20 protein-coding genes and 1 pseudogene are annotated in these 26646 nt (G+C 48.1%); 10 read left to right on the top strand and 11 right to left on the bottom strand.

Annotation, left to right across the window (positions count from 1 at the left end):
- Window positions 1–84 precede the first annotated feature (84 nt).
- The 3 genes from ACLIN2_RS27955 to ACLIN2_RS27945 all read right to left on the bottom strand — a co-directional run bounded on the left by ACLIN2_RS27955 (window position 85) and on the right by ACLIN2_RS27945 (window position 3557).
- Window positions 85–1938 carry an FtsX-like permease family protein gene (locus ACLIN2_RS27955; protein WP_411502753.1) on the bottom strand — a complete coding sequence of 618 codons (1854 nt, stop codon included), beginning with the start codon at window positions 1936–1938 and terminating at the stop codon, window positions 85–87.
- Window positions 1939–1950: 12 nt separating this feature from the next.
- Complete coding sequence (locus ACLIN2_RS27950; RefSeq protein WP_411502752.1) at window positions 1951–2718, bottom strand: ABC transporter ATP-binding protein; 768 nt, start codon at window positions 2716–2718, stop codon at window positions 1951–1953.
- A gap of 179 nt (window positions 2719–2897) precedes the next feature.
- Window positions 2898–3557, bottom strand: coding sequence for a glycosyltransferase (locus ACLIN2_RS27945; protein WP_411502751.1), 660 nt, complete (start codon window positions 3555–3557; stop codon window positions 2898–2900).
- Window positions 3558–3808: 251 nt separating this feature from the next.
- Here ACLIN2_RS27945 and gdhA point away from each other — a divergent pair, with 251 nt between their 5' ends.
- Complete coding sequence (gene gdhA, locus ACLIN2_RS27940) at window positions 3809–5194, top strand: NADP-specific glutamate dehydrogenase (RefSeq protein WP_400583781.1); 1386 nt, start codon at window positions 3809–3811, stop codon at window positions 5192–5194.
- Between the two features lie 67 nt (window positions 5195–5261).
- Here gdhA and ACLIN2_RS27935 read toward each other — a convergent pair whose 3' ends face one another.
- Together ACLIN2_RS27935 and ACLIN2_RS27930 are read right to left on the bottom strand one after the other, a co-directional pair.
- Entirely contained in the window at window positions 5262–7937 is a 2676-nt protein-coding gene (locus ACLIN2_RS27935) for a YhgE/Pip family protein (RefSeq protein ID WP_411502750.1), read from the bottom strand.
- Between the two features lie 145 nt (window positions 7938–8082).
- Window positions 8083–9918, bottom strand: coding sequence for an SgrR family transcriptional regulator (locus tag ACLIN2_RS27930; protein ID WP_411502749.1), 1836 nt, complete (start codon window positions 9916–9918; stop codon window positions 8083–8085).
- 118 nt (window positions 9919–10036) lie between these two features.
- Between ACLIN2_RS27930 and ACLIN2_RS27925 the strand changes: the two genes are divergently transcribed.
- Genes ACLIN2_RS27925 through ACLIN2_RS27915 form a run of 3 tightly spaced genes read left to right on the top strand, consistent with a single transcriptional unit; the run spans window position 10037 to window position 12099 of the window.
- Window positions 10037–11296, top strand: coding sequence for an MDR family MFS transporter (locus tag ACLIN2_RS27925; protein WP_411502748.1), 1260 nt, complete (start codon window positions 10037–10039; stop codon window positions 11294–11296).
- Window positions 11297–11329: 33 nt separating this feature from the next.
- Entirely contained in the window at window positions 11330–11521 is a 192-nt protein-coding gene (locus ACLIN2_RS27920; protein WP_411502747.1) for an isocitrate lyase/phosphoenolpyruvate mutase family protein, read from the top strand.
- Entirely contained in the window at window positions 11485–12099 is a 615-nt protein-coding gene (locus ACLIN2_RS27915; RefSeq protein ID WP_400583703.1) for an isocitrate lyase/PEP mutase family protein, read from the top strand. The genes ACLIN2_RS27920 and ACLIN2_RS27915 overlap by 37 nt, the downstream gene beginning before the upstream one ends.
- A gap of 87 nt (window positions 12100–12186) precedes the next feature.
- Here ACLIN2_RS27915 and ACLIN2_RS27910 read toward each other — a convergent pair whose 3' ends face one another.
- Window positions 12187–12774: an NAD(P)H-dependent oxidoreductase gene (locus ACLIN2_RS27910; RefSeq protein ID WP_092271759.1), complete on the bottom strand. Its 588-nt coding sequence runs from the start codon at window positions 12772–12774 to the stop codon at window positions 12187–12189.
- Window positions 12775–12896: 122 nt separating this feature from the next.
- Between ACLIN2_RS27910 and ACLIN2_RS27905 the strand changes: the two genes are divergently transcribed.
- Both ACLIN2_RS27905 and ACLIN2_RS27900 read left to right on the top strand, forming a co-directional pair.
- Window positions 12897–13331 (top strand): MarR family winged helix-turn-helix transcriptional regulator, encoded by a 435-nt coding sequence (locus ACLIN2_RS27905; RefSeq protein WP_411502746.1) that lies wholly within the window; start codon window positions 12897–12899, stop codon window positions 13329–13331.
- Window positions 13332–13333: 2 nt separating this feature from the next.
- On the top strand, window positions 13334–14407 hold the full coding sequence (locus ACLIN2_RS27900) for an alpha/beta fold hydrolase (protein ID WP_411502745.1): 1074 nt from the start codon (window positions 13334–13336) through the stop codon (window positions 14405–14407).
- Window positions 14408–14466: 59 nt separating this feature from the next.
- Here the strand turns inward: ACLIN2_RS27900 and ACLIN2_RS27895 are convergent, their stop codons facing one another.
- Both ACLIN2_RS27895 and ACLIN2_RS27890 read right to left on the bottom strand, forming a co-directional pair.
- A complete protein-coding gene (locus ACLIN2_RS27895) occupies window positions 14467–15210 on the bottom strand; it encodes an SDR family oxidoreductase (protein WP_122960951.1) in 744 nt (247 codons plus the stop codon).
- Between the two features lie 216 nt (window positions 15211–15426).
- On the bottom strand, window positions 15427–16014 hold the full coding sequence (locus ACLIN2_RS27890) for a TetR family transcriptional regulator (RefSeq protein ID WP_246070849.1): 588 nt from the start codon (window positions 16012–16014) through the stop codon (window positions 15427–15429).
- A gap of 148 nt (window positions 16015–16162) precedes the next feature.
- Between ACLIN2_RS27890 and ACLIN2_RS27885 the strand changes: the two genes are divergently transcribed.
- Window positions 16163–17863, top strand: coding sequence for a PPC domain-containing protein (locus ACLIN2_RS27885; RefSeq protein WP_411502744.1), 1701 nt, complete (start codon window positions 16163–16165; stop codon window positions 17861–17863).
- Window positions 17864–17918: 55 nt separating this feature from the next.
- On the opposite strand, the pseudogene ACLIN2_RS27880 reads toward ACLIN2_RS27885, so the two are convergent.
- Window positions 17919–19805: pseudogene (locus ACLIN2_RS27880) on the bottom strand (DNA topoisomerase III); the annotation flags it as partial.
- 208 nt (window positions 19806–20013) lie between these two features.
- Between ACLIN2_RS27880 and ACLIN2_RS27875 the strand changes: the two are divergent.
- From ACLIN2_RS27875 to ACLIN2_RS27865, 3 genes are all read left to right on the top strand, one after another.
- On the top strand, window positions 20014–21246 hold the full coding sequence (locus ACLIN2_RS27875) for a hypothetical protein (RefSeq protein WP_411502743.1): 1233 nt from the start codon (window positions 20014–20016) through the stop codon (window positions 21244–21246).
- A 1-nt stretch (window position 21247) separates the two neighbouring features.
- Complete coding sequence (locus ACLIN2_RS27870; RefSeq protein WP_411502742.1) at window positions 21248–22825, top strand: helix-turn-helix transcriptional regulator; 1578 nt, start codon at window positions 21248–21250, stop codon at window positions 22823–22825.
- 367 nt (window positions 22826–23192) lie between these two features.
- Complete coding sequence (locus ACLIN2_RS27865; protein ID WP_411502741.1) at window positions 23193–24299, top strand: hypothetical protein; 1107 nt, start codon at window positions 23193–23195, stop codon at window positions 24297–24299.
- 93 nt (window positions 24300–24392) lie between these two features.
- Here the strand turns inward: ACLIN2_RS27865 and istB are convergent, their stop codons facing one another.
- A complete protein-coding gene (istB, locus tag ACLIN2_RS27860) occupies window positions 24393–25136 on the bottom strand; it encodes an IS21-like element helper ATPase IstB (protein ID WP_411502740.1) in 744 nt (247 codons plus the stop codon).
- Window positions 25133–26641, bottom strand: a complete 1509-nt coding sequence (istA, locus tag ACLIN2_RS27855) for an IS21 family transposase (RefSeq protein WP_411502739.1) — start codon at window positions 26639–26641, stop codon at window positions 25133–25135. Before istA ends, istB begins: the two co-directional genes overlap by 4 nt.
- Between the last annotated feature and the right edge of the window lie 5 nt (window positions 26642–26646).

Raw genomic sequence — 26646 nt, 5'->3', positions numbered from 1 at the left:
ATCGTAAGAATCCTTTCCATCCAACTTGTCCACGCAAAAAAGCATGTGCAGGATCATACGATCTCACACATGCTTTCACTTTGGTTACGCTTCTTTTGGCAGTACAATTCCGCGATAGAGCTGAACAGTAATCCCATAGTAGACAGCGTAGATGAGCGCGAAAATCAGCGTCGGTATCCATAACTGGACGTAAGGCTCAAGCAGAATAACTGAGAACATTTTCATACCTACACATACATGCAAAAGTCCCATCAAGGCCGGGAAAATAAATACGAGGAACAGCTCCTTGTAAATCGAGCCGACCAGCCAGGACTTGCGTACCCCGATCTTGCGCAGCATCTGATACCGCCCGCGATCCCGAGTCGCTCCGGAAAGAATTTTGAACATCAGGCAGCTCGCCATCATGGCGAGAAACGCAATCCCGAGGAAGAAGCCCATGAACATCGTTCCGCTCGTAAATGCGTACAGACTCTCGTACATCCCATATTTGGTCATGAGAGTGCCATCTTCCTCGGAGGAGGACAGCAGCCCGATCTGACGCTGCTGCATGGCTTTTAACTGTGGCTTGTACTTTAGAAAATCATCGACCTTCGCGAGCAGCAGTGTATGCTCATTGCCTTTCATCGCAGCGAAGGTCGACTGGTCTACGATTTGTATCTGTCTATCTCCAAGCATCGAGTAACTGGAGATGAACTCATTTCGGATGGCCTGCTCCCACTGTTCTGGAATCGGCTCGCTATCCTTCCCACTGGTGGAGGAAATACCGGCAGGCAGCTGTGCAGAGACGCGAATCGGCTGACTATCCCGACGGTACTCCGTCATGCTGTTGCTTGAGATGAGCGGCGGATGTGCGAGCAAATCCTCTTTGACATAGGAAATGGCGTTGTCGTCTATTTTATAGCGGTACGTGAGCTGTTCCTCCACCGACATGGTTTTCAGCGCCTCCGTATCTTCTAGAGCGGGATCCTGCAGCGTGACATCGTAGACGCGAGCGACGTTTGCGATCAGGGCGACATTGTTTTGGAATGCCAGTCCACCTGCCATGGCGCCTACCCCGAGGGCGATCAGCATCGCAACGGTTGCCAGCACCTTTGTCAGGTTGTTGACGCGAAAATGCAGCTGAGCGAGCGTAAAGGCATTGAGCTTTTGATCGTTCAGCTTTTGATTTTGCTTGAGCAGCTTCATGAAAGCAGGCAACAAGGCAATGAACAACAGGTACGTTCCTACTGTGGTCGCTACAGCGCCGACCAGCAGTCCGAGTGCCAGCAGCTCCTTCATGTGAATCAGCGCGTAATAGCCCACTGCCACGAGAGCGAGCCCAAACACGGCTGCCAGTACCGTCCCGACTCCGATCGTTTTTACACGGTCATGCTGCTGCTCGGAACGAATGAGGTCCAGCTCGGTAGCTCGCGCCAGGCGAACCGCATTTACTGTAGAGGTGATCAAAAACAGCACTGTGAAAAATCCACCTGTCATCAGCAAAGCTGGTGTGTAGAATGGCTGGTAGCCCTCCGCTGAAATATCCAGCTGATCCATCAGCAGCGATCCGATCCCACCGGCAAGCCCGATGCCTGCCAAGCTTCCCACGATCAGTGAAAGGATCCCCATAGCCAGCGTTTCCAAAAACAGAATTTGGCTTATCTTCCCCCGTTTCGCTCCCAAAACCCGATACATCCCCAGCTCTTTTCTTCTGAGCGAAAGCAAAAAGGAATTGGCGTAAAAAATGTAAAAGATCGTGATGAACGCCAGTAGGAATGCCCCCACATTAAACACTAGCTGAATCGAGCTTATAATAGAGTTTTCTTTGGTAAACTCGCTGTTGAGCGCAAGGGTCTGAAACATGTAAAAAACCGAGATGGAGATGACCAGCCCGATAAGCAGGACCAGGTAGTCCTTCAACATTTTGCGCATGCTCGATAGCGATAGCTTCAGTAACATCGTTCGTACCTCCTAGTCCATTTCCTGAGATGCACCTAGCTCGGCGAGTACATCCAGAATTTGTTTAAAAAAGGAGGAGCGGTCTTCCGTGCGATGGATTTCTTTGTACAGGCTGCCATCCTGAATAAACAAAATGCGCTGGCAATAGCTCGCACTAAAGGCATCATGTGTCACCATCAGGATTGATACGTGGTGGTTTTCGTTCAAATCGCTCATCGCCGCAAGCAAGCTTTTCGCGTTTTTGGAGTCGAGTGCACCTGTCGGCTCATCTGCCAGCAAAATCGCCGGTTCATGCACGAGTGCACGAGCCGCCGCTGCTCTTTGTTTTTGTCCCCCGGATACCTGCACAGGATACTTCGTCAAAAGCTCCTCAATCCCCAGCGTTTTCGCGACCCTTTTCACCTGCTCCCGAATTTGCGGTGAAGGAATACCTTGCAGGGAAAGTGGCAGTGCAATATTTTCGTAGATCGTCAAATTCTCCAGCAAATTAAAATCCTGAAAGATAAAACCAAGGCGCTGCGATCGGAAATCTGCCAGCTGATTCTGATTCATTTTCGTGATGTCGGTTCCGGCGATTTCAATTACGCCTTCGCTCGGGCGATCCAGTGTCGAAATGACATTCAGCAGCGTGGTCTTTCCGGACCCAGATGGACCCATGATGCCAACGAACTCGCCCTCCTGAATATTCAGCGTAACTCCCTTTAGTGCATGGGATTGGCTTTCTCCCTTTGCCCCGTATATTTTTTGGACCTGTTTCACTTCTAGGACAGATGTGTTCATCAATCATGCTCCCCTCTTCTCTTTTTCGTACATACCGTTCTGGTGTGTGGCAACGGTTCTAACTGTACCGATTTTCCAGGGAGGGAGCCATTGATCTATCTAACAGTTACCTTACTCTTTTGTAAGAAACCTACAAGAAAAAAGGCACGGAATGAACCATTCCCCGCCTGAAGACCATGCTATTCAGATATTTGATCAGGGTATTGCTTGATCACTCCGTCCGAGAGAACGTCCGCCACCTGCCAAATGTGGTCGATTCCTTTATCAAACGCAGTAAAATCTGCATCCCAATCATTATTGAGTCGGGCATCCAGGATATCTGTAACCAGCTGCAGGTGCGTATGCAGCATGTCTCGCAAAACATTCAGAGACCAATTGGCATTGAGACCACTGAGGAGGTTGGCGATGTCATCGGCGTTCTGGTACCACTCCGTATTGTGCGATTTCAACTCCACCTGATTATTGCTTTTGGCTGCATCCAGAATCTTTCCGATGAGAAGGACATGTTCACTTAGCAGCTGCGCCAGCTGATTCCCGGAGTCCTCGCCATAAAAGGGCTTGATTGCATTGCCAATATCCACCTGATTTTGCAGAAGCCTTTCCAGCAGCTTGTTTTGATCCGGGAGTCCATCGATGGAGCTGGCGATGTAGCTTCTTGTCCAAGCCACCTGATCCGTCCATAGCTTCCGCATCTCATCATGCAGCACTGCACTGTCTGCTTTTAGGAAATCCTCCTGCTGGATGTGTCCACTATTCTCCTTAGCCTCCACAACAGCTGGAGAACTGAGCAATCCCTGACAGAGAAGCAGGAGTATCGCTCTTTGGAAATTTCTTTTCAACAGTCATCCTCCTCTTTCATGAATGAAGGTCCCTCATCTATTCTTAACCGAAACTGGACTTCCATTCTTAGCCAGATAAATCGTCTTCAGAAACCGCTTTTGATTTTCCATCTCATTTCGGCATTGATTCATCACCTATTTTGAATTGTTACGATAAATTTTCGATTATACAATACTTCAAAGCAAACCATCGCACGAGCAGCAAGTATATAAAGAGAGAGAATAAAAACAAGAGGAAGAAGATGAGAGGAATGGCAGCTCTGCAAGAAGAAATTCATTTGGATTCCATGAAAGTCGCACAGGAATACGTCAATGAAGTCTACGAGACCATTCAGACGCGTAATCCAGGCGAGCAAGAGTTTCACCAAGCTGTGAAAGAAATTTTCGATTCTCTGGTCCCCGTATTCGCCAAGCATCCCAAGTACATGAACAACGGCATTCTGGAGAGAATCAGCGAGCCTGAGCGTATTATCACCTTCCGTGTTCCATGGGTAGATGACTTTGGCAAAGTACGAGTAAATCGCGGGTTTCGTGTACAGTTCAGCAGTGCAATTGGTCCGTACAAAGGGGGCATTCGCTTCCACCCTTCCGTCAATGCCAGTATCATCAAATTTCTAGGCTTTGAGCAAATCTTTAAAAACGCCTTGACTGGCCAGCCCATCGGCGGCGGAAAGGGGGGCTCTGACTTCGATCCAAAAGGGAAGTCGGACGGGGAAGTCATGCGCTTTACTCAAAGCTTCATGACAGAGCTATGTAAATATATCGGTCCGGATACTGATGTTCCTGCAGGAGATATTGGCGTAGGCGCACGCGAAATTGGCTACATGTTCGGACAGTACAAACGCATTCGCGGCGGCTTTGAAGCAGGCGTCCTGACGGGAAAAGGACTGGGCTATGGGGGAAGTCTAGCCCGTACCGAAGCAACCGGTTACGGCGTCGTGTACTTTGTTGAGGAAATGCTGAAAGATCAGGGAGAGAGCATGAAAGGCCGCACGGTTGTCGTATCCGGGTCTGGCAACGTCTCGATCTACGCGATGGAGAAAGCCATGCAGCTGGGCGCAAGTGTGGTGGCATGCAGCGACTCCAATGGCTACATCTACGACAAAAACGGAATTAATCTGGAGACGGTGAAACGTCTAAAAGAAGTAGAGCGAAAACGAATCTCCGATTATGTCAAAGAGCACCCGCAAGCGGAGTATCGAGAAGGCTGCTCCGGCATTTGGGAGATTCCTTGCGATGTCGCACTGCCGTGTGCTACCCAAAACGAGATCGACGCGAATTCTGCTCGCATTCTCGTGAAAAATGGAGTGCGTGCAATTGGCGAGGGGGCCAACATGCCTTCCACCCTCGAAGCCATCGAAGTATTCCTGCAAAGCGGTGTTCTTTTTGGCCCTGCGAAAGCTGCCAATGCGGGCGGGGTTTCCGTATCAGCACTGGAAATGGCTCAAAACAGCATGCGACTGGCGTGGACATTTGAAGAAGTGGATGCCAAGCTGCACGAAATCATGATCAATATTTATCGAACCAGCATGAAAGCAGCCGCGGAGTACGGTCACCCAGGCAATCTCGTCGTCGGTGCCAATATCGCCGGCTTCATCAAAGTGGCGGACGCCATGATGGTCCAGGGTTTGGTGTAACCCCATACGATCGACATCGGCATAAATAAAGCAAGGACAGCTCACAGCGGCTGTCCTTGCTCTTTTTTCAGGCAATGATTTTCGTCTTCTTGGCGTTCTCCGTAGATTTTTTGATCAGACCACTGAGCGGACGCTTCAGCACGAGAGCGACAAACAGGCAAAGTCCGATGAAGCCGAGCAGAAAGAGAATGTCCCGTATCGCCGTCTGCCAGAGGATTCCCCCCACACCTTCACGCAGCAGGCTGATCGCATACGTAAACGGCATAAACGGATTCAAAGCCTGGAAGAAGGCCGGTGTCATGCTGATGGGAAACGTCCCGCCTGAACTGGAGAACTGAAACACCATGAAAATGATGGCGAGACCCTTCCCCACGTTGCCAAAGACGGACAAAAGCGTGTACGTAATGGTGACAAATACCGCGCTGACCAGCATGGCGAACAATACGAACGGCAGCTTATCCGCGACATAGGCTTCTAGCAAGTAGATATCCCCTAGCGTAATGAATAGCGCCTGAAACATCCCGATCGTCAAAAATGTCGCCAGCCTTCCCAGATAAAGCTGATACGGCTTGTATCGCTCACCCGGATTGTCTGCCTCCGCCTTCAGTAAAGAAATCAGCAAGGTCGCCCCCACCCATAAGGAGAGGACTCCGTAAAAGGGAGACATGGCAGAGCCGTAGTTGGGGATCGGATATTTGCGATTCTCCTGGATTTGCACAGGGCTTGCCAAAAAGTCGCTTTCCGCCTGGATGTCCCCGCGCAAGAGCTTGGCGAGAGCAGCAAACTGATTGTTCCCTTCAAACTCTCGAAGCTTATCGGCTGCCTCGGAAACCGCTCGCTCTAGCGCAGGAAGATCCTCGCGCACCAGAGCGGCAACTCGATGTACGCCTGATTCGAGCTGCGGCAGCTGGTTTCGTACAAAATCAGACAGTCTTCTGAGCTCATTTTCTGCTTTAGGCAGGTCATTTTGGATGAAGCTGGCTGCTGCATCCAGCCTCTTCCCGATTTCCGGGAGACTGCTTTTCAGCAGGGGTCCAACGGTCGTTACGATTCTGTCCAGTTGATCCACTTTGGCTGCGAGACCCTGCGACAGCTCATGGACCTTAGCCCGAATCTGCGGCATTTGCTCCTGTATCCGTTTCAGCTCTGCCTGACCAAATTCCAGACCAGCCCGTGCATCCTTTAAAATCGCGGCAAGATCCGGCAATCGCTCCTTTGCTTCCTGCAAACGGTCCGCTGCCGTACCTGTAAGCTCCCGCAGTTTTTCGATCCCCGCAGAGATTCGCGGAACGATCTGTGCGTCATAGTTGTCGAGTATGGCGCCCAAGACATCGCTTGTCCCGAGAGCATGCTGTCGCAGCTGCTCGATTGTCTCCCGAAGAGGCTTCTTTCCTTCCTCCAGTGCTTTCGCGACAACACCAAGCAGTTCTACCTGTCTGTTCAGCTTTCCAAGAGCAGCCTGCAGACGGTCTATCTGTGCCTGCAGCGGCTGACCAGGCAAGTAAGCGTTGAGGCGCTCCAGCAAAGAGGCGGTATGCGTGAGCACCCGTGCGACGGTGGTCAACCTAGTCTGTACTGCTTTCACCTCGTCTGCGGTCGGCCAGCGATCTGGATTCGTATCGAGCAAACGATCTGTCAGCAGAGCGGCCGCATCCGCAGCCTGCTGTGCAAATTCGAGGTTCTGCTTAACGACAGGTGCGATAGACTCCCACGCTCCATCATGCGCTGTCAGAAACTCGTTCATCTGATCGGCAAAAGCCGCACCCTTATCCGCTATGTCTCCGATACGTGGCAACGCATCCTGTGCCGCGGTCACGACATCCAATGCCTTGTTCGTTTTTTCGAGAGCCAGATTGACCGTCTCTTCTACCTGATGAAACCGCTGATCCAGCTCCTGCACGCGATCAGCCGCCTGATGAATCTGCGGAAGCTTGTCCTGTACGGTGAGAATCTGCGAGATCGCCTCATTGATTTTCGGCCAGTTCTGCTGGATTTTGAGCAAGTACGAAGCAGCTTGATTGATCTCGGGAATTTTTTCCTCCAGTGCAGGTATGACTTGCGCCTTTTCATGAATCTCAGGCAGCTTCTTTTCCAGCTCAAGCACCTTTTGACCCGCAGCCTCGATTTGCGGGAGATTCTTCTCGAGAGCAAAGATACCCTGTTCGATCTTACGGATTGTCGGCAGCTGTGCCTCGACCTCGATACCGATTTCCTTTAGTTTTTTCAATAACGCCCCGCTGACAGCCTCCGTGAAATTTCCGTTGATTTCCTTCGCGATCGCAGAGACCCCTGATGAGGTAATCTTGGGAGCGACTGCGTTCACTTTTTCGTTCACGGTGTAGATAACAGTAGGCCTATCAAGCCTTCCCTCCGCAATACCGGTTATCTTGGCGGAAAAGTCTTTTGGTATGAGGATGCTGGCATAGTACACCCCCGTATCTACTCCTTTTTCTGCCTCCGCTTCATCGACAAAGGTCCATCCCAGCTTTTGATTGTGCTGCAAGCTTTTGAGCAGCTCTTCTCCGATATTGATGGATTGTCCAGCTACGGTTGCACCCTCATCCTGGCTGGTGACTGCGACCTTGACACCTTGTGTATTCGCATAGGGATCCCACACCGAGCGGATATTGACCCAATCGTAGAGACATGGGAGCAGCGCAATGGCAACGATGAGAAAAACGCCCGTCGGCACCTTGAAAATGTTCAGCCAATCGGTCTTGTAAATCTGCCAAATCGAACGCATAACGTACCACCTAGTAAAAGAGATAAGGAACCCTGATTCTTCCAAGAAGATTACCATAAAAGCAAAGGAACGAGAATCCTAGTTGTAGTATGTGTTTTTTACGAAAAATAAGCGGCCAGGATTCCCCCAGCCGCTTTTGTCTTACTCATCCGGTGTGTATCGCCTGCGGATGAAACCAGATTTTATCGAAGTCGAGCCACCCGGAAGCATTGATGGAGACTCCTCGCACTGCTTCGTGGTAAGATGCGCTGCTCTTTTTGTAGACGAGATAGAGGACCGAATGGGTCTGCCTCATTAGGGATTCCAGATCGTCGAGCAGCTCCTGGCGCTTTGCGGCCACGGATTCACGAAACAAGGCTTCCGAAAGCTGGTGGACACGCTCGGCTGTATCGGGCTCATAGGCGGCAAGAAAGTAGTTTTTTTGCAGGTACATTTCCAGCTCACAGACCTCGTCACCCGTAAATACGTTCCCGAACAGCCGGCAGTCATACTGCCCCCAATCTTCGTAATCCCTCAATTCTTCCAACGGCTTCACATCGAGCTGGCTTTGGATGCCAAACGACTGCAGCCGCGCATGAATCCATTTCGCATCCTCCTGGTGATAGCTGTTGGACGCAATGCGGAAGACTTCTCCCTGATAGCCGCTCTCTTTCAGCCATTCCTGGATCTGTTCCAGACTCGCTGCATCTTCGCTCTCCTCCAGCCTCACCGCTTGCTGCGGGCGAAACCCTTTAGCTGGGAAAACGAGATCTCCACCCAAATCGGCGATCATTAGTTTCCGATCAATGATATGCTGCAAGGCCCGCCGAAAAGCCGGGTGATTGTGAGGACCCTGTTTCCATTGGTTAAAAACCAGCATCGTACAGCAAGCAAACAGCATTTCCGCATCCTGCCACCCACAATCCTCGCTGAGCTGTGCTGCCAGCTCCCCTTGGTTGGGGTCGCTATAGGAAGTGAATACGGAGGTCCAATCCGGCTCTTTCAATCGGCCAGGCTCCACAGTAGGCAGGATCAGTACCTCGACCCGATCCAGCTGCGGCCTGCCGCGAAAATGGGCGGGAAACGCCTCCAGCACACAAATCCCTTCCTGCATCCTCGCCACCTGAAACGGTCCTGTTCCCACCGGATGTCTCGCAAATTCCGATTCGCTTTTGAGCACGACTTCCTGAGGGACAATACTGGCAGGAACCGTAGACAAAAAGCGCAAAAACAACGAGTTTGCCTGCTTCAACTGAATGTGCACGGTCTTGTGGTCGAGCGCGCGCACCTGCACGATGTCGCGAAACATCCAGCTCGATTCGAACCGCTCCGGGCGCAATCGAACGCGATCCAAAGAAAAGACAACGTCCTGTGCAGTCAGCTCCCTCCCATGGTGAAAAGGAATGCTTTTTTTCAAATGGAACGTCCAGCTTTGTCCATCGGCGCTCTCCTCCCAGGAGTGGGCGATGCTCGGCTTGATCATCCGTGTTTCCTGATCGTATTCCACTAACGTATTAAAAATCTGCCCACCCATATGGGCATCGAATGTATAAAAGGACAAGGCAGGATCAAGCGTGACGATCTTGCGGTAAACGGGGAAGCGCAGTGTATCCTCCAGGCGATCGGAGACCATTTGCGTCGAGAAGCCCATTCCATCCGACAGCCAATCCATCAGACGATTCTTGACTGAGCTCTGCCCAAATCGGTTCATCAGCTCCATCGCCTCGCTTACATCGCCTTGCTCCATCCTGGTCTTCACTTCCTTCAGCAAAAGCTCTTCTGCATCGGCCAGAAGCGTCACGACCGAGGTATTTCCCCGCCCACGCCCTGCGCGCCACTCGATCCACCCCAGCTCACTTAGCTTGCGGATGATGATTTTCGTGTAGCGAGGAGTACAGTGCCATATGCCAGAGAGCTTTTCGATAGTGACAGGGAAAGGCACATGAGCTTCTCTGTCCGGAAAAGAGGAACGAAGCTCTAAAAAATGCAGAACTGGCAACATACGAACCCTCATTTCATGGAAAAAAGGTGAACGATCTCCCTCAAATCATACCCTTTTTCTCTTGTTCAAGATAGATATACTCAAAGGTACAAAGACCATACCTGAGGGGGAGACACAAATGAATGGCATTTGGCAAAAGCTCCGGACGATGGCTCACTTTCATCCCGTCGCGTGGGGCGTAATTATCGGAACCTTCCTGTCACGTACAGGCTTTTTTATGACCATACCATTCCTGGGCATCTACTTGGGAAAGGGAAAAGGAATTGATCCAGCCACCGTAGGGGCAATTCTGGCAGCGAGTTTTTTGGTCGGGACACTTTGCAGCTTCGTCGGTGGAGCTTTATCGGATCGACTGGGACGTTACCCTGTGATGATCGCCTCTATGGCAGCCTGGAGCCTCACCTTGCTAGGCTTTGCCTATGCGAATGAGACGTGGCAGTTCTTTCTGATGAGCTCGCTAAATGGACTATGCCGGAGCATCTTCGAACCGACAGCGCGAGCTCTCCTGGCAGATGTTACCCCTCCCGAAAGACGTACAGACGCTTTTCAGGCCCGGTATTTTGCCATCAACATCGGCGGTGCCATCGGTCCTCTTCTCGGCCTGAAGCTGGGTGCGGGCAGTACGTCCTCACTCGTACCGTTTTACATCAGTGCTGCTATCTTTGCCTTTTATGCGATCGCGCTGGTCGTCTTGATGCTATTGTTCCGCCAAGGGCTGCAGGAAAAGTCGAAGGCCACACCTATGCAGGAAATGGTCCGGGTCGTTTTCAGCGATAAAGTGTTTCTCTACTTTCTTTTGGGAAACGTCTTTCTCGCCGGCGCGTATTCCCATCTCGATACGACGCTTTCCCAATACATCGGCCATGATCGGATTGAAGCCTATTCGTTTTTATTTATCATCAATACGCTCTCTGTCGTGATTCTGCAATATCCGCTGGCCAAGCTGATGAAACGCTATTCTTCCCTGACGTCCCTGAAGGCAGGATGTCTGCTGTTCGGACTGGGTCTGCTCGGATTCGGAGTGTTTGAGAACCTGGTGCTGCTCGCTTTCTCGATGGTCGTATTTACTGCCGGAGAGATTCTGAGCTTTGTGATTGGCGATGTGCTGATCGGAGAGATCGCTCCCAGCCATTTGCGCGGAACCTATTATGGGGCAAGCGGGTTTGCCTTCATCGGGCAGAGCGCCAGTGCCTGGTTCGGAGGAATTTTGCTCCACTCATTAGGCTTCGGGCAAGGCCCACTTATCTTCGCGATTCTCATGCTGTTGACCTTTATCGCCTATCCGTTTTTCCATCGCGGACAGCAGCTGTGGGAGCTGCGCCTCGGTCAGTCCCGTACGAATCAGGCAAGCTGCAGTATAGAGCTGACGAAAAGCTAAATCGATCCCATTCATCCAAAGGGAGTGTTACTCATGGCAGTCATTCAACAATTTCAAGCTCTGCATCAAGCAAACGAACTGCTGTTTCTCGGAAATGCCTGGGATGTTCCCTCTGCACGCGCCTTGGAAAAGGGTGGATTTCGAGCAATCGGTACGACAAGCTGGGGAATTGCACACTCTCTTGGCTATTGCGTTGGGGAAATATCGATTTTGACCTGCATCTAGCCGTCATCAAGCGAATCGTCGAGCAAGTAAGCATACCCGTTTCCGCTGATCTCGAGTCTAGTTACGGGGAAGATGCTGCGACGATCATCGAGCATGTATTGCGTACAGCAGAAACAGGAGTCGCTGGCATCAATCTGGAGGATTCACTCAAGAGAAGCACTGGCATGCGTGACATAGCCCAGCATGGCGAACTGCTGGGCCAGATCAGGACGGCGCTCGACCACAACGGTTTTGCCGATTTCTATATCAATGCACGGATCGATACCTATTTTCAGAAAGAAGCTCCGCTGCAGGAAACGATTGAGCGGGCAAAGGTGTATGTAGAGTGCGGCGCGAGTGGAATCTTCGTTCCAGGGGTAAAGCAGGAAACAGACATCCGCACGATTGCTGCCCAAGTAGCCGCACCGCTTAATGTCCTCTCGCTGCCAGGTCTTACGGATGGCAAGCTGCTTGGGGAGTGGGGCATAAAAAGACTGAGCTTTGGCAATTTCCTGTATGATAAAACGGTCGCATTCCTGGAAAGCAGTGCCGGGCAGTTGTACCAATCCACAGACACCTCTTCGTTGTTTCAATCATAGCCTGCAAGCTTCTGATTTCCTGAAAAAAGCTTCCCTGCTATTTCTCGTGGGAAGCTTTGCTCTTTTGGCGGCTAGCAGGCTGCTTGGTTACTGCGCTACCTGCTTAAAATAGCGATAAACCCGCTCCAGCTTCTCCTGATGCCGACCCTTTGAGCTCTCCATATTGCCAAACTCAAAAAACTTCACTTTTTTCATTCCTACAAATTGAAACAGGGCTCTCTTCATCAACACTTTATGTGCATTATTGAGCCAAAGGAGCGGGTAATGCGTAGGGCCCTTCATCGTGGATATGCAGACAACCGACTTTCCCGTAAGCAACCCCTCCGGAAACAGTCCCTTTTTATCGCGGTAAGCAAACTCCGATGCAAACATCTGATCGATGTACCCGAGAAGCATGGCAGGCGGGCGTCCCCACCAGATCGGATACACCAGTACGATCTTATCTGCCCACGTAATCTGATTCCGATATCGCTCCAGCCGGGGATCACTATGCATATCCCGCCTGCGCTTCTGTTCATGGAAGACGAGAACGGGATCAAAGCCTTCCTCGTAGAGATCGAGTACCTGCACCTCCTGGATCAGGGGGTTTTCCTCGCTCCCCTGCACGACCTTTTGCAAAAAAGCAAAGCTAAGACTCTGATGGTTCGGATGAGTATAGATCACGAGCAGTTTCATCTCAACACCTCGTTAGTTATCATTTGATAACAAAAAGGTAGCACGCAACAAATATAGTTGTCAAATGATAATTGTTAAATGACAACTAATTTGTTATCGTAACGATAAGAGGTGATCTCTTTATGGACAAAACGGCTTTCTTTCAAAAATTCGTAGCCTTCACTACAGCGGTCCACCAAGTAAAGCACGATTTGACCAAGGATTTGAAACCCGCCGACATTACCCCTGTCCAATACAGCATCTTGGAGTATATAGCTGTCCAGCAGCCCGTCACCCTCAGTGAGATCAGCGACTGCCAGCATATGTCCATGCCCAATACGAGCCGCGAAATCCGCAAGCTGACGGAAAAAGGCCTGTGCGAAAAAACGGCGGTCGCCGAGGATCAGCGCAAGCAATCCATACGCCTGACCCCAGAGGGCAAAGCCATGATGGACGAAGCCTTTGCACGAATTGAGGCGCGTTTTCTCCATCGGCTTCAGGGAGCTTCCGATGAAGAGCTGAAAACGATAGAGCAAGCTTTGGACGTACTGCAAGCCAAAGTTTTTCATACCGAGTAGCGATGGCCTCACTCAAGAAGAAGCGCTCGCTGTTTATGCTCTGTCTCTTTGCTCTCCTGCTACTCCTGTTCTTTTTTCCTGCTTGGACTCCTGAAATCAGAGACGAAAACGGGGAGGCTCTGCCGAACAGTGTCGCTGCCTTGGAGGAAATCACACTCGGTGGAATCAAGCAGACGATTTTGATTCGCGGTACGGATCGTGCAAACCCCATCATACTCTTCCTGCATGGCGGACCCGGCTACCCGCAAATTGCCTACGCCCGGAAATACCAACAGGAGCTGGAGAAGGATTTTATCGTCGTGAACTGGGATCAGCGTGGTTCCGGAAAATCGTATCACTGGGGCATGTCCGATAACGAACTGAAGGTCGATACACTCATCGAGGATACAGCAGAGCTCACGAGATATTTAAAGCACAGATTCAGCCAACCCAAAATCTTTATCGTCGGACACTCCTGGGGAAGCCTCCTGGCGACAAAGACGGTACAAAAATACCCTGACCTCTTTTACGCCTATATCGGTGTCGGGCAAGTGGCAAACTCTCCCTTGGGCGAGCTGGCATCGTACCATTTTGTACGGGAAGAGGCCGAAAGACATCATAATGAGCAGGCGATGAAAGAGCTCGACTCCATCGGTCCCCCTCCCTATAAAAATCCTCGGAAAGACGCAACTCTGGAACGAAAATGGGTCACTGCTTTCGGTGGAGCAGAGAGGATGACCAATACCTATCAGGATTTGATCAACGGAGTCTTATTTGCACCTGAGTACACCTGGCTCGATGGGGTCCGTCTTGCTTTGGGAGACGCCTATTCCCGAAACGCAATTCTCCCGCAAACTCAATATACGAACCTAGCGGAGTCGATACCTGTTTGGAGCGTTCCCGTCTATTTCGTGATGGGACGGTACGATTACATGACTCCCTCTTCTGTCGCGTACAGCTATTACGAAAAGCTGACTGCACCCGAAAAACATTTCATATGGTTTGAAGAATCCGCGCACTTTCCCCATTTTGAAGAAGAGAAAAAGTTTCATGAAGTCATGCTGGAGGCAAAAAAGCACATTCTTGCTGGCAGCTAATATCGATCCAATCACAAAAAAGGGAACTGCTCTCATGCAGCTCCCTTTCTTCGTCTCTCTTAGATAAATCCGCCGTTTACACGTAGAGTCTGTCCAGTGACCCATTGCGACTCGGGGCTTGCCAGAAACAGAACCACGCGTGAGATGTCTTCGGGCTCACCGATTCTGCCCATCGCATTCATGCTGCCAATCCGCTGCGCTTCCTCTTCTGTTTTCTCAGCGGTAAACAGCTCTGTGTTCACAGGTCCTGGGGAAACCGCATTGATTGTAATGCCTTTTGGTCCAAATTCTTTAGCCAGCTGGCGCGTAATCTGTTCGACGGCTCCTTTGGTCGCAGCGTACGCACTGTACCCAGGAAACATCTGCCCTGCGACAGAAGTAGAGAAGTTGATGATTCGCCCCTGCTCGTTCATATGGAGGGCAGCCTGCTGGCAAGCGAAGTAGGTCCCTTTGACGTTGATGGCGAACTGCTTGTCAAAATCAGCCTCTGTCATGCTTGTGATTGGCTTCGTCATCATAATGCCTGCATTGTTGACGAGAATATCTACCTGGCCGTACGTCTCCAGCGTCTTTTGGAACAAGCTTTCCACCTGCGCAACCTGGCTGATGTCCGCCTGAATCGCAGTCGCCTCTCCACCCTGTTCCCTGATTTCAGCTACGACTTCCTCCGCTTTTCCAGAACTGGCAGCGTAGTTCACGACTACCTTCGCCCCTTGTCCAGCAAGCTCTATCGCTATTTTCTTCCCGATCCCTCGCGATGCTCCCGTTACCAAAGCAACTTTACCGACCAGCTTTTTCTCCATGACGTATCCCACCTGTTTTCTAAAATGGTGAATCGTACACATCGTCTCTTCATATCCCGCTTGCTCCGTTTAGGTGGCATGCCGATCAACTTGCTTGTATTATAGTGGCCCAACTCAACAACTGTCAAATGACAGATTTAGTTTTTTGTCATTTGAATGGGTTTGCATACAAAAAAACCTCTCTGCGCCGTGATCAGAAAGGTTTTTGCCTATATGCTATACGAGCCCTCTCAAGAGCAGCTCCCAGACTAATTGAAAGTCACCTTCTTCCTCGTCCGCCAGCCAATGCTGGGCATGAGCGGGATGATGAAACCTCGACGTTGCGAGGAAAATGGCTCTTGCTATCGTTTCCGGGTTACCCGGTTTCAATTCCTTCGATTGAATCCCTTGCTCGACGATCCCGGCAATCTGCTGGACCAAATGCTCGGCGTGCTCTTTGACCATCTCTACCGATCCCTCGGTTTCAGAAGCGTACATGGCAAACATTTCAGCGTCTGTCGTGAAGTACTCTTTTTTCGAGTTTCGCAGAGTGGTTAGCCACCGATACAATCGTTCTGTCGCGCTCCCTTGCGTCTCGCTTGCAATTTCCTCTAACGGGGCGCTGATACAGCCTTGGAGCCATCTTTGTGTGACAGCCTCACGCAAAGCAGCCTTGCTCGGAAAGTGTCGATATAACGTACCGTGACTGACCTGCAGCACTTTGGCAATGTCGACAACCGAGGTCTTGTCCGGTCCAAAACGCCTGAGCACTTGTTCTGCCGCGTCCAATATCATTTCCTTTGTTAATGGCAAATCATGACTCATCGGAACGTCCATCCCCCTTTATCTCTCTTTCATCATACCTTACTTTCGACAAAAGTAGAAAATCAAATGCTTGTCTTACCCTCACTCCCTCCGCTATATTTTGAATATACAGCTTCTTCCAAAAACATTTATCCGATAGGAGATTCTGATGAGTATCACTTCGACCATCCCTTCTCTTGCCACCCCGCTGCAAACACAGACACGCATCACCAAGCCATCACCCAATCTGGACCCGCACGACGAATGGTACCAGATCGAGCTTACGTCCACAGATGCGATCGAAATCCACATCAACAATCTGACTCATCCCGCCTCCTGCATCACGGTCTACGACAATTTCGGCACCCAGTGCGGGCAAGCGATGTGGACGCCAGGTTCGCCGCTCATTCTACCGTTCTTCCCCGAGAACGATGGGGTCTATTTTATTCGGCTCACCGAGGGTCCCGATACAGATCCCGATCACGTCTACCAGCTGTTCGTCGACAAGTACACCCGTTTTTCCGGAACGATGATCAACGCATCACCGCTGTCCGCCCAAAACGGGCCCTATCTCCTCGGACCCGACGATGTGGTCATTCCGCCCGGCCAAAGCCTGACAGTGGAAGCGGGAGCGACCATCAACGTCCGCGGTTCGAGCAGAATCGTCGTACAGGACTCAGGGGCGCTCTATCTTTGCGGCGAAGCGACCAACCCGATCACGATCATTGGAGCGATCGGCGACCCTGCCAAACACACGTGGAATCAGCTCGCAGCATCGCCGCAGGCATTGACCGTCCTCTCGCATCTCATCGTCCAGTACGACAACGATGAAAATGGGGCAGAATTTCTGACTACGCCCACTTCCTTTTTAGCCCTAGCTTCCTCCCTGCGAGAATTCACTGCCACAACGGAAGAGGCCACACTCTGCAAAAGGGCAAGCATCGTCCCTCCTGCTGCTCGTCTGGAATACATCAAATCTTGGTTTAAGCAGGCGAGCCCTTATCACTTTAGCTTCTTCGGAGAACTCTTGCCGATTGAGCTCTATTTTGGAAATGACGTCACGACCTTTGCAGACTGGGAAATAGAAAGTCTCCGTGTCAGCCATGAACGCTTTGAACAAGGTCACACCAACTATTGGGACTTCGTCAACGGCAACTTTACCACCGATCTCGTTGAGGCAGCCCACCTGTTTGCCAACAAGGAGAGCAGCCCTGAGCCCCGCATCCAGCGCATGATTGACTTCCTCACCATCTGCCAGAACTGGCGCCAGACGCACGGCTGCTTCAAATGGTACGATCTCATCAATCCTTTTCACAAAGCAGGAGACGAATTTGAAAAAACATTTGAGGAATTGGCTCCCGTCTTTTGGCGGGCACACAATACGTCCATCGTATATTGGGACAAGCTCGCTCGCGAATTAGGGATTTGGAAAAGGGAAAATGTGCTGGAGCAGCAGTTCATCAATTCCGTCATTATCCGGGTTCATTTCGCTGGGGATTTGCCTTTTGCCATCCCTGGCTATGGAAACAACATCCCCCCGATCGGATTTGTCGGCATCTCCATCAATCACGGTCCACTGAGCTATCCCAAGGTCTACCCGATCCCCGTCCCCGAGCACGATGTGAACTACGGCACGCTCTCGGTCGCGAATTACTTGAAGTTTTTCTTTGACACCCTGCTTAACAAAAAGACCAACTCCATTTACACCTGGTGGATTCCCTCCCAAGCGGACCAGGAATTATACGCCTTGCTTCAGGAAAAAGGGATCTCGGTCGATTCACCGCCAGAGGATTGGGATCGCGAATTCATCCAGCCTTCCCAAAAAACACTGGAAGAAATTCAGCACTACTACCTGTCGGTGCGGCCATAACCGCCAAAAGACCCGAACGCCTGCGACAGCTCTCCGCGGCATTCGGGTCTTACTCTTACTGATCGAACTTCAATTTGGACAAAGCATCTTTTAAAGCCGAGTTGATGCCCTCTGACTCCTCCTGATCTTGCCCTTTCAAAAACTTGGCGACCTCTTTTTTCGAGACCTTGCCGCCCTTTTCCTTATCCCGGCGCTCCTGGAAGGTAGTGAGCTTCTCCCGGTGTCCGCACACACACACGAAGGTCTGTTTATCGCCTTGCCCGTGAAGCTCCAGCCTTTTGTGGCATTTTGGACATCTGGCATTCGTTTGCTTGGAAAGACCTTTCCGATAGCCGCATTCCCGGTCCTGACAAACGAGCATTTTGCCCCGCTTGCCGTTTACCTCGAGCAGAAACTTGTTGCATTCCGGGCAGCGGGTTCGCGTCAGGTTGTCATGTCGGAACGTCTGCTCGCTGTTCTTGATCTCTTGGACCACCGATTTCGCGTAGGTTTTCATTTCTCCGATGAAAGCCTGCTTGCTCAGTCCTCCTTTTGCGATCGCCCCCAGCTTTTGCTCCCACTGAGCTGTAAGCGTAGGCGACTGCATTTCATCCGGAACAAGCTCGAGCAGCTGTTTTCCTTTTGCCGTCACGAAAATATGCTTGCCGCGCTTCTCGAACAGGAAGCTGTTAAACAGCTTTTCGATCACGTCTGCACGCGTCGCAACCGTGCCGAGGCCACCCGTTTCCCCAATCGTTTTGATCAAATCCTTGCTTTCACCCGCCATGTACTTCGCGGGATTTTCCATCGCAGAGAGCAGGGTCGCTTCCGTAAAAGGCTCAGGCGGCTTCGTCTCTCCCTTGGTTTGGGTGATGCTGCTGATTTTTAGACGGTCGCCTTTTGCGATCGATGGCAAAAGCTGCTCTTTGACTCCATCTCGGCTGTCCTCGTCTTCAACATCGTGGTCGTACACTTCTCGCCAGCCTTTCGCGAGCACCGTCTTTCCTCTGGCTAGGAAGAGCTCTGTGCCCAGCTTCGCCTGGATTGTCGTTTGCTCGTATTCAAAGGCCGGGTACAGAACAGCCAGGAAGCGCTTGACGACGAGGTCCAAAATCTTCCGTTCCTTGTCGCTCAGATCACTCAGGAGAACAGATTGCTCCGTCGGGATAATCGCATGGTGATCCGAGACCTTGCTGTCATCGACAAACGCTTTGTTTCCTTTGATGGGCGCTCTCAGCAGCTTCGCGGCAAACGGAGCGTACGGCTTCATCTGTACCGCTTTGACCCGATCCGGCAGCGTCTCTACGATATCGGCAGACAGATAGCGCGAGTCCGTCCGCGGATAGGTGACGACTTTATGATGCTCGTACAGCCCCTGCATGATCGAGAGCGTTTCCTTGGCCGAGTAGCCGAAGATCTTGTTGGCATCCCGTTGCAGCTCCGTTAGATCGTATAGCTGCGGCGCAAAGGTCTTTTTGTGTGCCTTGGTGATCTCGACGACTTCCGCGACGGTCTCTTTTTTGAGCGACGCCAGCAGCTGGTCCGCTTTTTCCTTGGAAAACGTTTTGACATCCTTCGTCTGCTGCTCCTGCCACTGGAGCTGAATCGGTCCCTGTGCCAATGCACTCAAGCCGTAAAAGGGCTTCGGTGTGAACTGACGAATCTCTTCCTCCCGTCTGGCCACAATCGCCAGGGTCGGCGTCTGCACACGCCCGCAGGAAAGCTGCGCATTGTGCTTGCAGGTCAAGGCACGGGTCGCATTGATCCCGACCAGCCAGTCTGCCTCTGCACGTGCTGCTGCGGAAGCAAACAGATTGTCGTATGCCTTGCCGTCCTTTAGATTGCGAAATCCATCCCGAATCGCTTTGTCCGTCACGGATGAGATCCAGAGACGCTTGATCGGCTTGTTCACGTGGGCCAGCTCGATGATCCAGCGAGCGACCAGCTCTCCCTCGCGCCCTGCGTATTTCTATGATTTTGTACATTAATTTATTGTACAATATTCGAATTATAATAAGTGCGGAAAGCGTTGATATATATAGGTATTTTAATTTTTATAATCTATTCAAAATGCTCATAAATCTCTTTATGAAGTATAATAGAAGTATAGAGTATCTACCATAAGTCGAACATCAACTAAACGTACATTATTCTCACTGGGAGGACAGTATATGGGGACTAATGTTATTTATTTGGGTGCTTCAAAGGACATTAAATTTTGTATGGTTCCTGTATGGATTGATTATGCCTTCTTTCGAACGACAGGGGAAATTAAGCAGAAGCATATCGCGTTGATTGGATTGAAGGACATGACAATGGATGTGGAGGTTATACATCCAATTAGCGATTTCATCATGGAAAATTGGAAATATAGAGAATTCAATACCCAACGAAAACATGCGAACAACACCGTAAAATTCCTCAATTACCTTTTAGAGAACAAGAGGAAATTGAATATACTTACCCTTTGGGATTTGAGTATTTCTCATGGAACTCAATACCTGAACTCGCTGTCCTTTGACGGGGTAAGCAGAGATACAGTAAAAGACGCAGAAAGAACATTAACATTCTTCTACCTGTGGTTAGTAAAAACTGGATGTATCTCTTCAATTTCAAAAGATACGTTTCAAAAGAAAGAGGGACAATTTTGTTCTTATTATGAATCACCCTTTAAACCCATATACCCATCCAAAAAACCAAGAGAAATTGAACATACACTACCACACAGTTATATACCTCTTCTATTGGAGGTAGCGATAATTGTGGCAAAACCTATTGCGTTAGGAATTTACTTTCAGATATTTGGGGGGCTTCGTGTTTCGGAAGTGGTGAACTTAAAGAGAACACAAGTCGCTCATGGAATGCGCAAAGGAGACTTCATACTGAAACTGCAAAACCAAAACTTTCGTGCTGATCTAAAAGAGCACCCCTCTGTAAAAAAAGTTAGAACTCAACAAGTCCTTCAAATAAATGACTGGGGACTCAGCTTGTTTAGTGATCACATTCAGCTATACCAGCCCATGGATGGTAGTAATGCGCTGTTCATCAATAGAGATGGACTCCCCTTATCGGGAAGAAGTTATAGACAGTACTTCGAGAAAGTAAAGAGGACCTTTATTAAATTATTGGAGCAAAAAGGAGATAGTGAACAGAAACTATTGGCACATCATCTTAAATATATCAAATGGTCTACTCACATAGGACGCGGTACATTTACGAATATGGTCGCGGAAAATGTGGAGAATCCATATGAAATCGCCCATCTCCGTGGGGACTCTAATATTAATTCAGCTCTAACCTATATGGTATCAACTAACCGTATTCATAAAAAGATTGAGAGTAAGTTTTCTCAATTGCATGAAGGTTACATCCCGAAATTAATAGATAATAATTTGGAGGACTAGTATGGAGAAATCAAATACACTAAGTCCACAAGAAGCAGCCAAAAGGTTAGGGTATAGTAGTGCAAGTGTTGTTTGGAACATGGTTATTAAATCGGGGAAATTCCCAAATGCCTTTAAGGATGACAAGAATCGTTGGCGAATACCTTTTTCTGATATTGAGAACTTTGAAAGGGAAAGGGAAAAATCAAAGAAACGGGTTATATACACCAGCCAATCTTCCTTTGATGAAATTAGAAAATATACAGAATCAATCCCCTTAAAAAAGGACCTCAATGAAACGGTAAAATTGTACATAGAATATTGTCTCTTACAAACAAATAACATGCGAGGCTCCAATCGTTACAAGAGAGACGCAATTTTATATTTCCAAAGATTTTATAAGCGCCTGGTAACTAGCATTGATAAAGAAGTTTATCTGCTCACAGATACCGAGATTAGTGAATTACTTGATGAGCACTCCCCATTTGCTAAAAAAGAAAAGTTATGGTTTACACGTTTTTTAAGATATTCCTATGAAAGAAAGAACATTCAAGATAGGGAAGATTATGTGATCTATCATAGGAATCGCAAAAAGGATATCAAAGACATATATTCCCCACAAGAATTTCATTCGCTTTATGAACACTGTAAAGATGTAATAATCAATATTCCGCACGCATTGGAAGATAGTTATTACGCAAATATGTGGGTATACACCATCTTGCTGCTGACCGATTTTATTCGGGGTCAGGATTTGATAGCCCACACTCCCAATATCAATCTAGAAGAACTTAATATTCCTTCTTTAGATTGGTTTGTAGAAAACACCTTATCTGAAACCCAAAGTCAACTCGTTATCCGGCAGTTATATCTTCACTATAGACACAAAAGAAGCAGTAAAACAGATGAATTGCTTACATTTATAGTTGCGCCCGATCTTGCTTACCCTTTGTCTAACGCACTAGTTATTTCTGAATTTCATAGAAGAATGGAAGGGAGAAACTCTCTTTTAGATACGTTTTATCAGGGCGTATACAATAAAATAACAACTCACGCTAAAATTCGGCATAAGAGGTTCTTAAAGTCTTGCCCATCATTAAGTGAATTCAAATTCAGTAGTAGAAAAATGAACCGTACAATATCTACTTACTTATTTTTCTCAATTACTGAAGGCGATGCATATGATTCGGAACTTGCCCTCCATCTCACTCAAACAGCTAGGAGCCACAAGTCACCAGACACAACTAGTATGTACATACAATCAACCAATAAAGATGGAAGTATTAACCGTGTATCCTACAATTTATTTAGACGTGGGCATTTTGGTTGGTTATTTAACTACTTGATTTTGTATGCCTCTCAGAACAAACAACTCAATTCAACATTAGAGGAACGAACTAAACTGATAGAAAAAATTCGCCAAGAGGTTTCACCTTCGAATCTAGAAAGCGTCGCTAAGTTCATTGACAATTATCTTACTTCTACACCTATTCAAAATAACTCATCAGTACAAAACTTACTAAGTGGTATTTACGAAAAACGGCGTTCTGCAGTATCTAAACTGGCTGATTTTCTACAGATGAGCTTAAAGACATCCTAGGTAAACTTGCATGTGGTGAAATGCCATCGAAGAATGAACACGCTCAATGCCTAGTGTATCCTAACTGTCCATACCCTAGATTAAATAACTGTTATTCCTGTGAGTACATTCTTCCCCGAAATTTATTATTGATCCAATTAAAGGAGGATTTTGATAGATTAATTGATAATATTCAGTCCACTGACAATGAATTTATGATTCGAAAGGAAACAAAATTTCTTCTGCATACTCTCCTGGTGTGGAAAGAAGCGAGAATTGCCTATGGAGAAGATTATGTGAGGGCTTATCTTTCGCCTACAAGCACGTGGAACAAGCTGGAAGTGATTGCTCATAAACTCCAGCTCGAAGAATATTAGGAGAGGGTTAAATGGAAATCAGGTCAGTGATAGGGGCATTTTCAGATGATGTTGTTATTGAACGAAAACAGACAGTTTACTTTAATACATTTGATTCAACTGAATATGAGGAGCTATTCCAAAAATTAGCCAAAAATAGTTATATCCTGAATGGCAATTTTAGTGACAGTCAATGGTCACTTAGTGAAGGTATCTCAGACTACCCGATAGTTATTTCGTTTGATTTAGACCTGTACCCAAATTTGAACAAAGCTCTGAGAGCCTATACAGTAGTGAGAATCATTTCAGGGAGAAATCCCTTAACCGTATATAATGAACTAGCTACACTAAAAGAAATCATCTTTGAATCTAACGGTTTTCAAGATATCAGGAAATTTGAGACGTTTTTAATTCGTTGTTGTAATAACTTTGTGTACAAAGGTTATAGGGTTGCCAAGGATACAGAAAGATTCCTTTCCTTCTACGAGGTAAAAAACAAACAACATATAATAGACATTTGTAAAAAAGTAGGCTCCTATTCAGGAACCAATAGAGATTTACCGCCATTTGAGGACATCATGATTTTTGATGATGTGTTGAATGACTACTTTCAGTCTTATCCAACGGAGCAAACTATTGAGTATTTACCTATCTTGATGTGGTGGTTAATAACCAATATTCTTCCGTTGCGTCCATCAGAATTTTTGATGTTGGGAAAGGATTGTGTCCAGTATCGTGAACACCAAAACTTTAAATATGGGATAAAAGTACCTCGAATAAAGCAAAGATCCGACACGCCCGAATTTATTACAAAGTATGATTTTGTAGAAATTGATGAGAGAACCTACAATCTCATTAATCAATCAATAAAAAAGATAGAGTTATTAGGGATTGACTCTCCTTATTTATTTCCAATCCAATTGCTTACTCATTTCAGAATCCAAAAAAGAGATAAAAAGAATAACCGAGTAAACAGAAGAGATTTTGATTTCTTGAAGAAAGAGTTTTATGAAAATGTGGTTGAGAAACTCTACGGTCATTACGGACTTGAACGAGTCAAATCAGGTGACACCAGACATTTCGCTATTATAAACATGTGTCTGCAAGGGTTCAACATGCTCTCCATCGCACGAATGTGAATGTCAATCAAAAAGTTGACCACCGTGCTCATCAAAAAATTGACCACCATGGCAAAAATCAATCCACCCTACGGGTGGGTAACTTTTTCATGATCACGATCTTTGGATGCTTTGCTTAAAGCGATAGCTGTCCCCATTCATGGCAAAGATATGGGCACGATGTGTAAGCCTATCAACTAAAGCTGCTGTCATTTGTTCATCTTTAAAAATTTGCGTCCAATCCGCAAATTCAAGGTTACTGGTGATGATGATGCTCCCTTTTTCATAGCGAGCTGCACAAAATTGAAATAATAATTCCGCCCCTGTTTTGCTTAGGGGAACAAATCCGACTTCATCTAGAATGATCAAATCGGTTTTGAGCCATTGTTTCTCCAACTGAAGGATTCGCTTTTGGGACTGGGCTTCCATGAGCTCGTTGCATATTTTCGCAGCTGTCCAAAATTGTACGGAATAACCATGGTGACAAGCCTCCTTCCCAAGAGCAATCGAGAGATGTGTCTTACCCGTACCGGAGTTTCCGATAAACATGATGTTTTCTGCCTTCTCGATGTAATCACAACGAGCAAGTTGTAACAATTTCGGTTTATTAAGAGACGGAATCATAGAAAATTCATATTGATCGAGTGTTTTCGTTGAAGGGAATTTGGCATGCTTGATCCGACTGGCGATTTGATTTGCATCCCTTTGCTGCACTTCTTGTTCCAAAAGAGCGAGAAGGAATTCCTCATAAGGGACTTGTCGTTCGGCAGCATCATTGGCCATTTCCTTATAGAAACGTTTAATAGCCGGTAATCGAAGCCGTTTAGCATAGGTTTCAAGCAAGAAAGTTGTACTCAATGCACCACACACCTCTTTTGTAACAGACGATTGTATTGGTTAAGATCGGGAGTTTTTACTTGAATACGCGGAACAGAACTATCTTCAGTCAACGAGAGTTGAGGCATACGATGCTCTGGTAACGTACGATGAAACAACAATTGCCTTACGGCATCATACTGAAACATCCCCTTTTGGCAAGCTTCCTCTAATGATTCCTCCACAAGAATAGTATCGAATTCACGATGTAATAACAGGAGTCGAACAAACTCCTTCATTCCACCTGGTCGATGGCGGCACTTGTCTAAGAACTGTTGGTAAATTGGGGGTAGCCCCGCCTGATGCAAAGGTCTGGCATACAAAACGGCACCTGGTCGAGTCAGAAGCAAATCCAGGTAGTGATCGTATTGCAAAAGCTCTTTGCCACTTTCTAAGCATCTCTCATGCTGAGCAATCAATTTGCTACCATGGTACACTTCAATCCGTTCGGCAAACACCTTGCAAGTAAGCTCGGTAGATGCGTGTGAAACAGGAACAGAATAGGCATTTTTCTCAAAGTGAAGCATAGACAAGGTATTGCTTTTCACAGACACGATACGGCAACAATCCAGTGGTTGTGGAGGCAAGGGGAGCATAACGTGCTGCTCTTGTACAAAGGCTTCTCCAACGGTTAAAGATGACCTAGGAACGGTAGTTGTCTCGTAAGAGATACATTTCTCAAGAAGGAAATGATTTAATTCCTCTAGAGAAGAGACACTTGGAACCGGGGTAAAAAACTGCTTTTGGATGAACTTTACGAGATTTTCTACTTGGCCTTTTTGATGCCCTTTTCCCGGATCGCAGAAATGACTTTCGAACAGGTAGTGAGAACGAAGCTGGACAAATCGCTCCTGTTCCTCGCGGTTCTTACCTTCCAGCACCTTCTTTACGGCTGTTGTCAGATTGTCGTACGTAACAGTCTGAGGAACAGCACCGAAAAATTCAAAGGCATCGACATGTCCTTGAAGAAGAGCTTCTTGCTTTTGATGAAAGAAAGTTTTGACAAAAATCTTTCTGCTGAAGGTGCAACGCATACAAAAGACTTGAACTTTTACCTGCTTACCCTGTAAAAGAACAGTAACCTCGCCCCAGTCAAATTGGGCAAATTTCCCTGGCGGGAAGTCGAGGGGGACGAACGCTTTTGGAAGAGAAACGCGTAGTTGTCTGACGTAACGTCGAACTGTAGATTCACCACCGGTGAATCCGTATTCGTCGACAAGTCTCTGATAGATACGGGTGGCAGTATGACGCTGCTTAGGGGGAGCCTGTTCATCTTGACGAAGCCATTCCATGATGATGGGTTGCACAGAATCAATGACTGGTTTCGGTTTTGGTTGCGAAAGCTGGTATACAGGGATCTCCGTTGATTTCAAGGCTTTTCGTATGACTTGACGGGAATATCCGGTTTCGCGAGAAATTTGCCGAATCGGCTTCCCTAGCAGAATGTGTTGTTTCCTGATAAACTCATAATTAGCCATCTGAAGCATTTCCT

The sequence above is a fragment of the Brevibacillus centrosporus genome (assembly GCF_046622605.1).
GTDB classification, from domain to species: domain Bacteria; phylum Bacillota; class Bacilli; order Brevibacillales; family Brevibacillaceae; genus Brevibacillus; species Brevibacillus centrosporus.
The sequence above is the reverse complement of the archived record's forward strand: the minus strand, read 5'-3'. Positions and strand labels throughout refer to the sequence as shown.

Coding starts and splice junctions, on each gene's coding strand:
- ACLIN2_RS27910 (WP_092271759.1), bottom strand. CDS start 12,774: ATGAAACTGCTCGTGATCTATACTCATCCGAACCATCAGAGTCTTAGC.
- ACLIN2_RS27950 (WP_411502752.1), bottom strand. CDS start 2,718: ATGAACACATCTGTCCTAGAAGTGAAACAGGTCCAAAAAATATACGGG.
- ACLIN2_RS27870 (WP_411502742.1), top strand. CDS start 21,248: ATGGAGAAATCAAATACACTAAGTCCACAAGAAGCAGCCAAAAGGTTA.
- ACLIN2_RS27920 (WP_411502747.1), top strand. CDS start 11,330: ATGGCAGTCATTCAACAATTTCAAGCTCTGCATCAAGCAAACGAACTG.
- ACLIN2_RS27895 (WP_122960951.1), bottom strand. CDS start 15,210: ATGGAGAAAAAGCTGGTCGGTAAAGTTGCTTTGGTAACGGGAGCATCG.
- ACLIN2_RS27930 (WP_411502749.1), bottom strand. CDS start 9,918: ATGTTGCCAGTTCTGCATTTTTTAGAGCTTCGTTCCTCTTTTCCGGAC.
- ACLIN2_RS27900 (WP_411502745.1), top strand. CDS start 13,334: ATGGCCTCACTCAAGAAGAAGCGCTCGCTGTTTATGCTCTGTCTCTTT.
- istA (WP_411502739.1), bottom strand. CDS start 26,641: ATGCTTCAGATGGCTAATTATGAGTTTATCAGGAAACAACACATTCTG.
- ACLIN2_RS27905 (WP_411502746.1), top strand. CDS start 12,897: ATGGACAAAACGGCTTTCTTTCAAAAATTCGTAGCCTTCACTACAGCG.
- ACLIN2_RS27955 (WP_411502753.1), bottom strand. CDS start 1,938: ATGTTACTGAAGCTATCGCTATCGAGCATGCGCAAAATGTTGAAGGAC.
- gdhA (WP_400583781.1), top strand. CDS start 3,809: ATGGCAGCTCTGCAAGAAGAAATTCATTTGGATTCCATGAAAGTCGCA.
- ACLIN2_RS27885 (WP_411502744.1), top strand. CDS start 16,163: ATGAGTATCACTTCGACCATCCCTTCTCTTGCCACCCCGCTGCAAACA.
- ACLIN2_RS27925 (WP_411502748.1), top strand. CDS start 10,037: ATGAATGGCATTTGGCAAAAGCTCCGGACGATGGCTCACTTTCATCCC.
- ACLIN2_RS27865 (WP_411502741.1), top strand. CDS start 23,193: ATGGAAATCAGGTCAGTGATAGGGGCATTTTCAGATGATGTTGTTATT.
- ACLIN2_RS27935 (WP_411502750.1), bottom strand. CDS start 7,937: ATGCGTTCGATTTGGCAGATTTACAAGACCGATTGGCTGAACATTTTC.
- ACLIN2_RS27890 (WP_246070849.1), bottom strand. CDS start 16,014: ATGAGTCATGATTTGCCATTAACAAAGGAAATGATATTGGACGCGGCA.
- ACLIN2_RS27875 (WP_411502743.1), top strand. CDS start 20,014: ATGGGGACTAATGTTATTTATTTGGGTGCTTCAAAGGACATTAAATTT.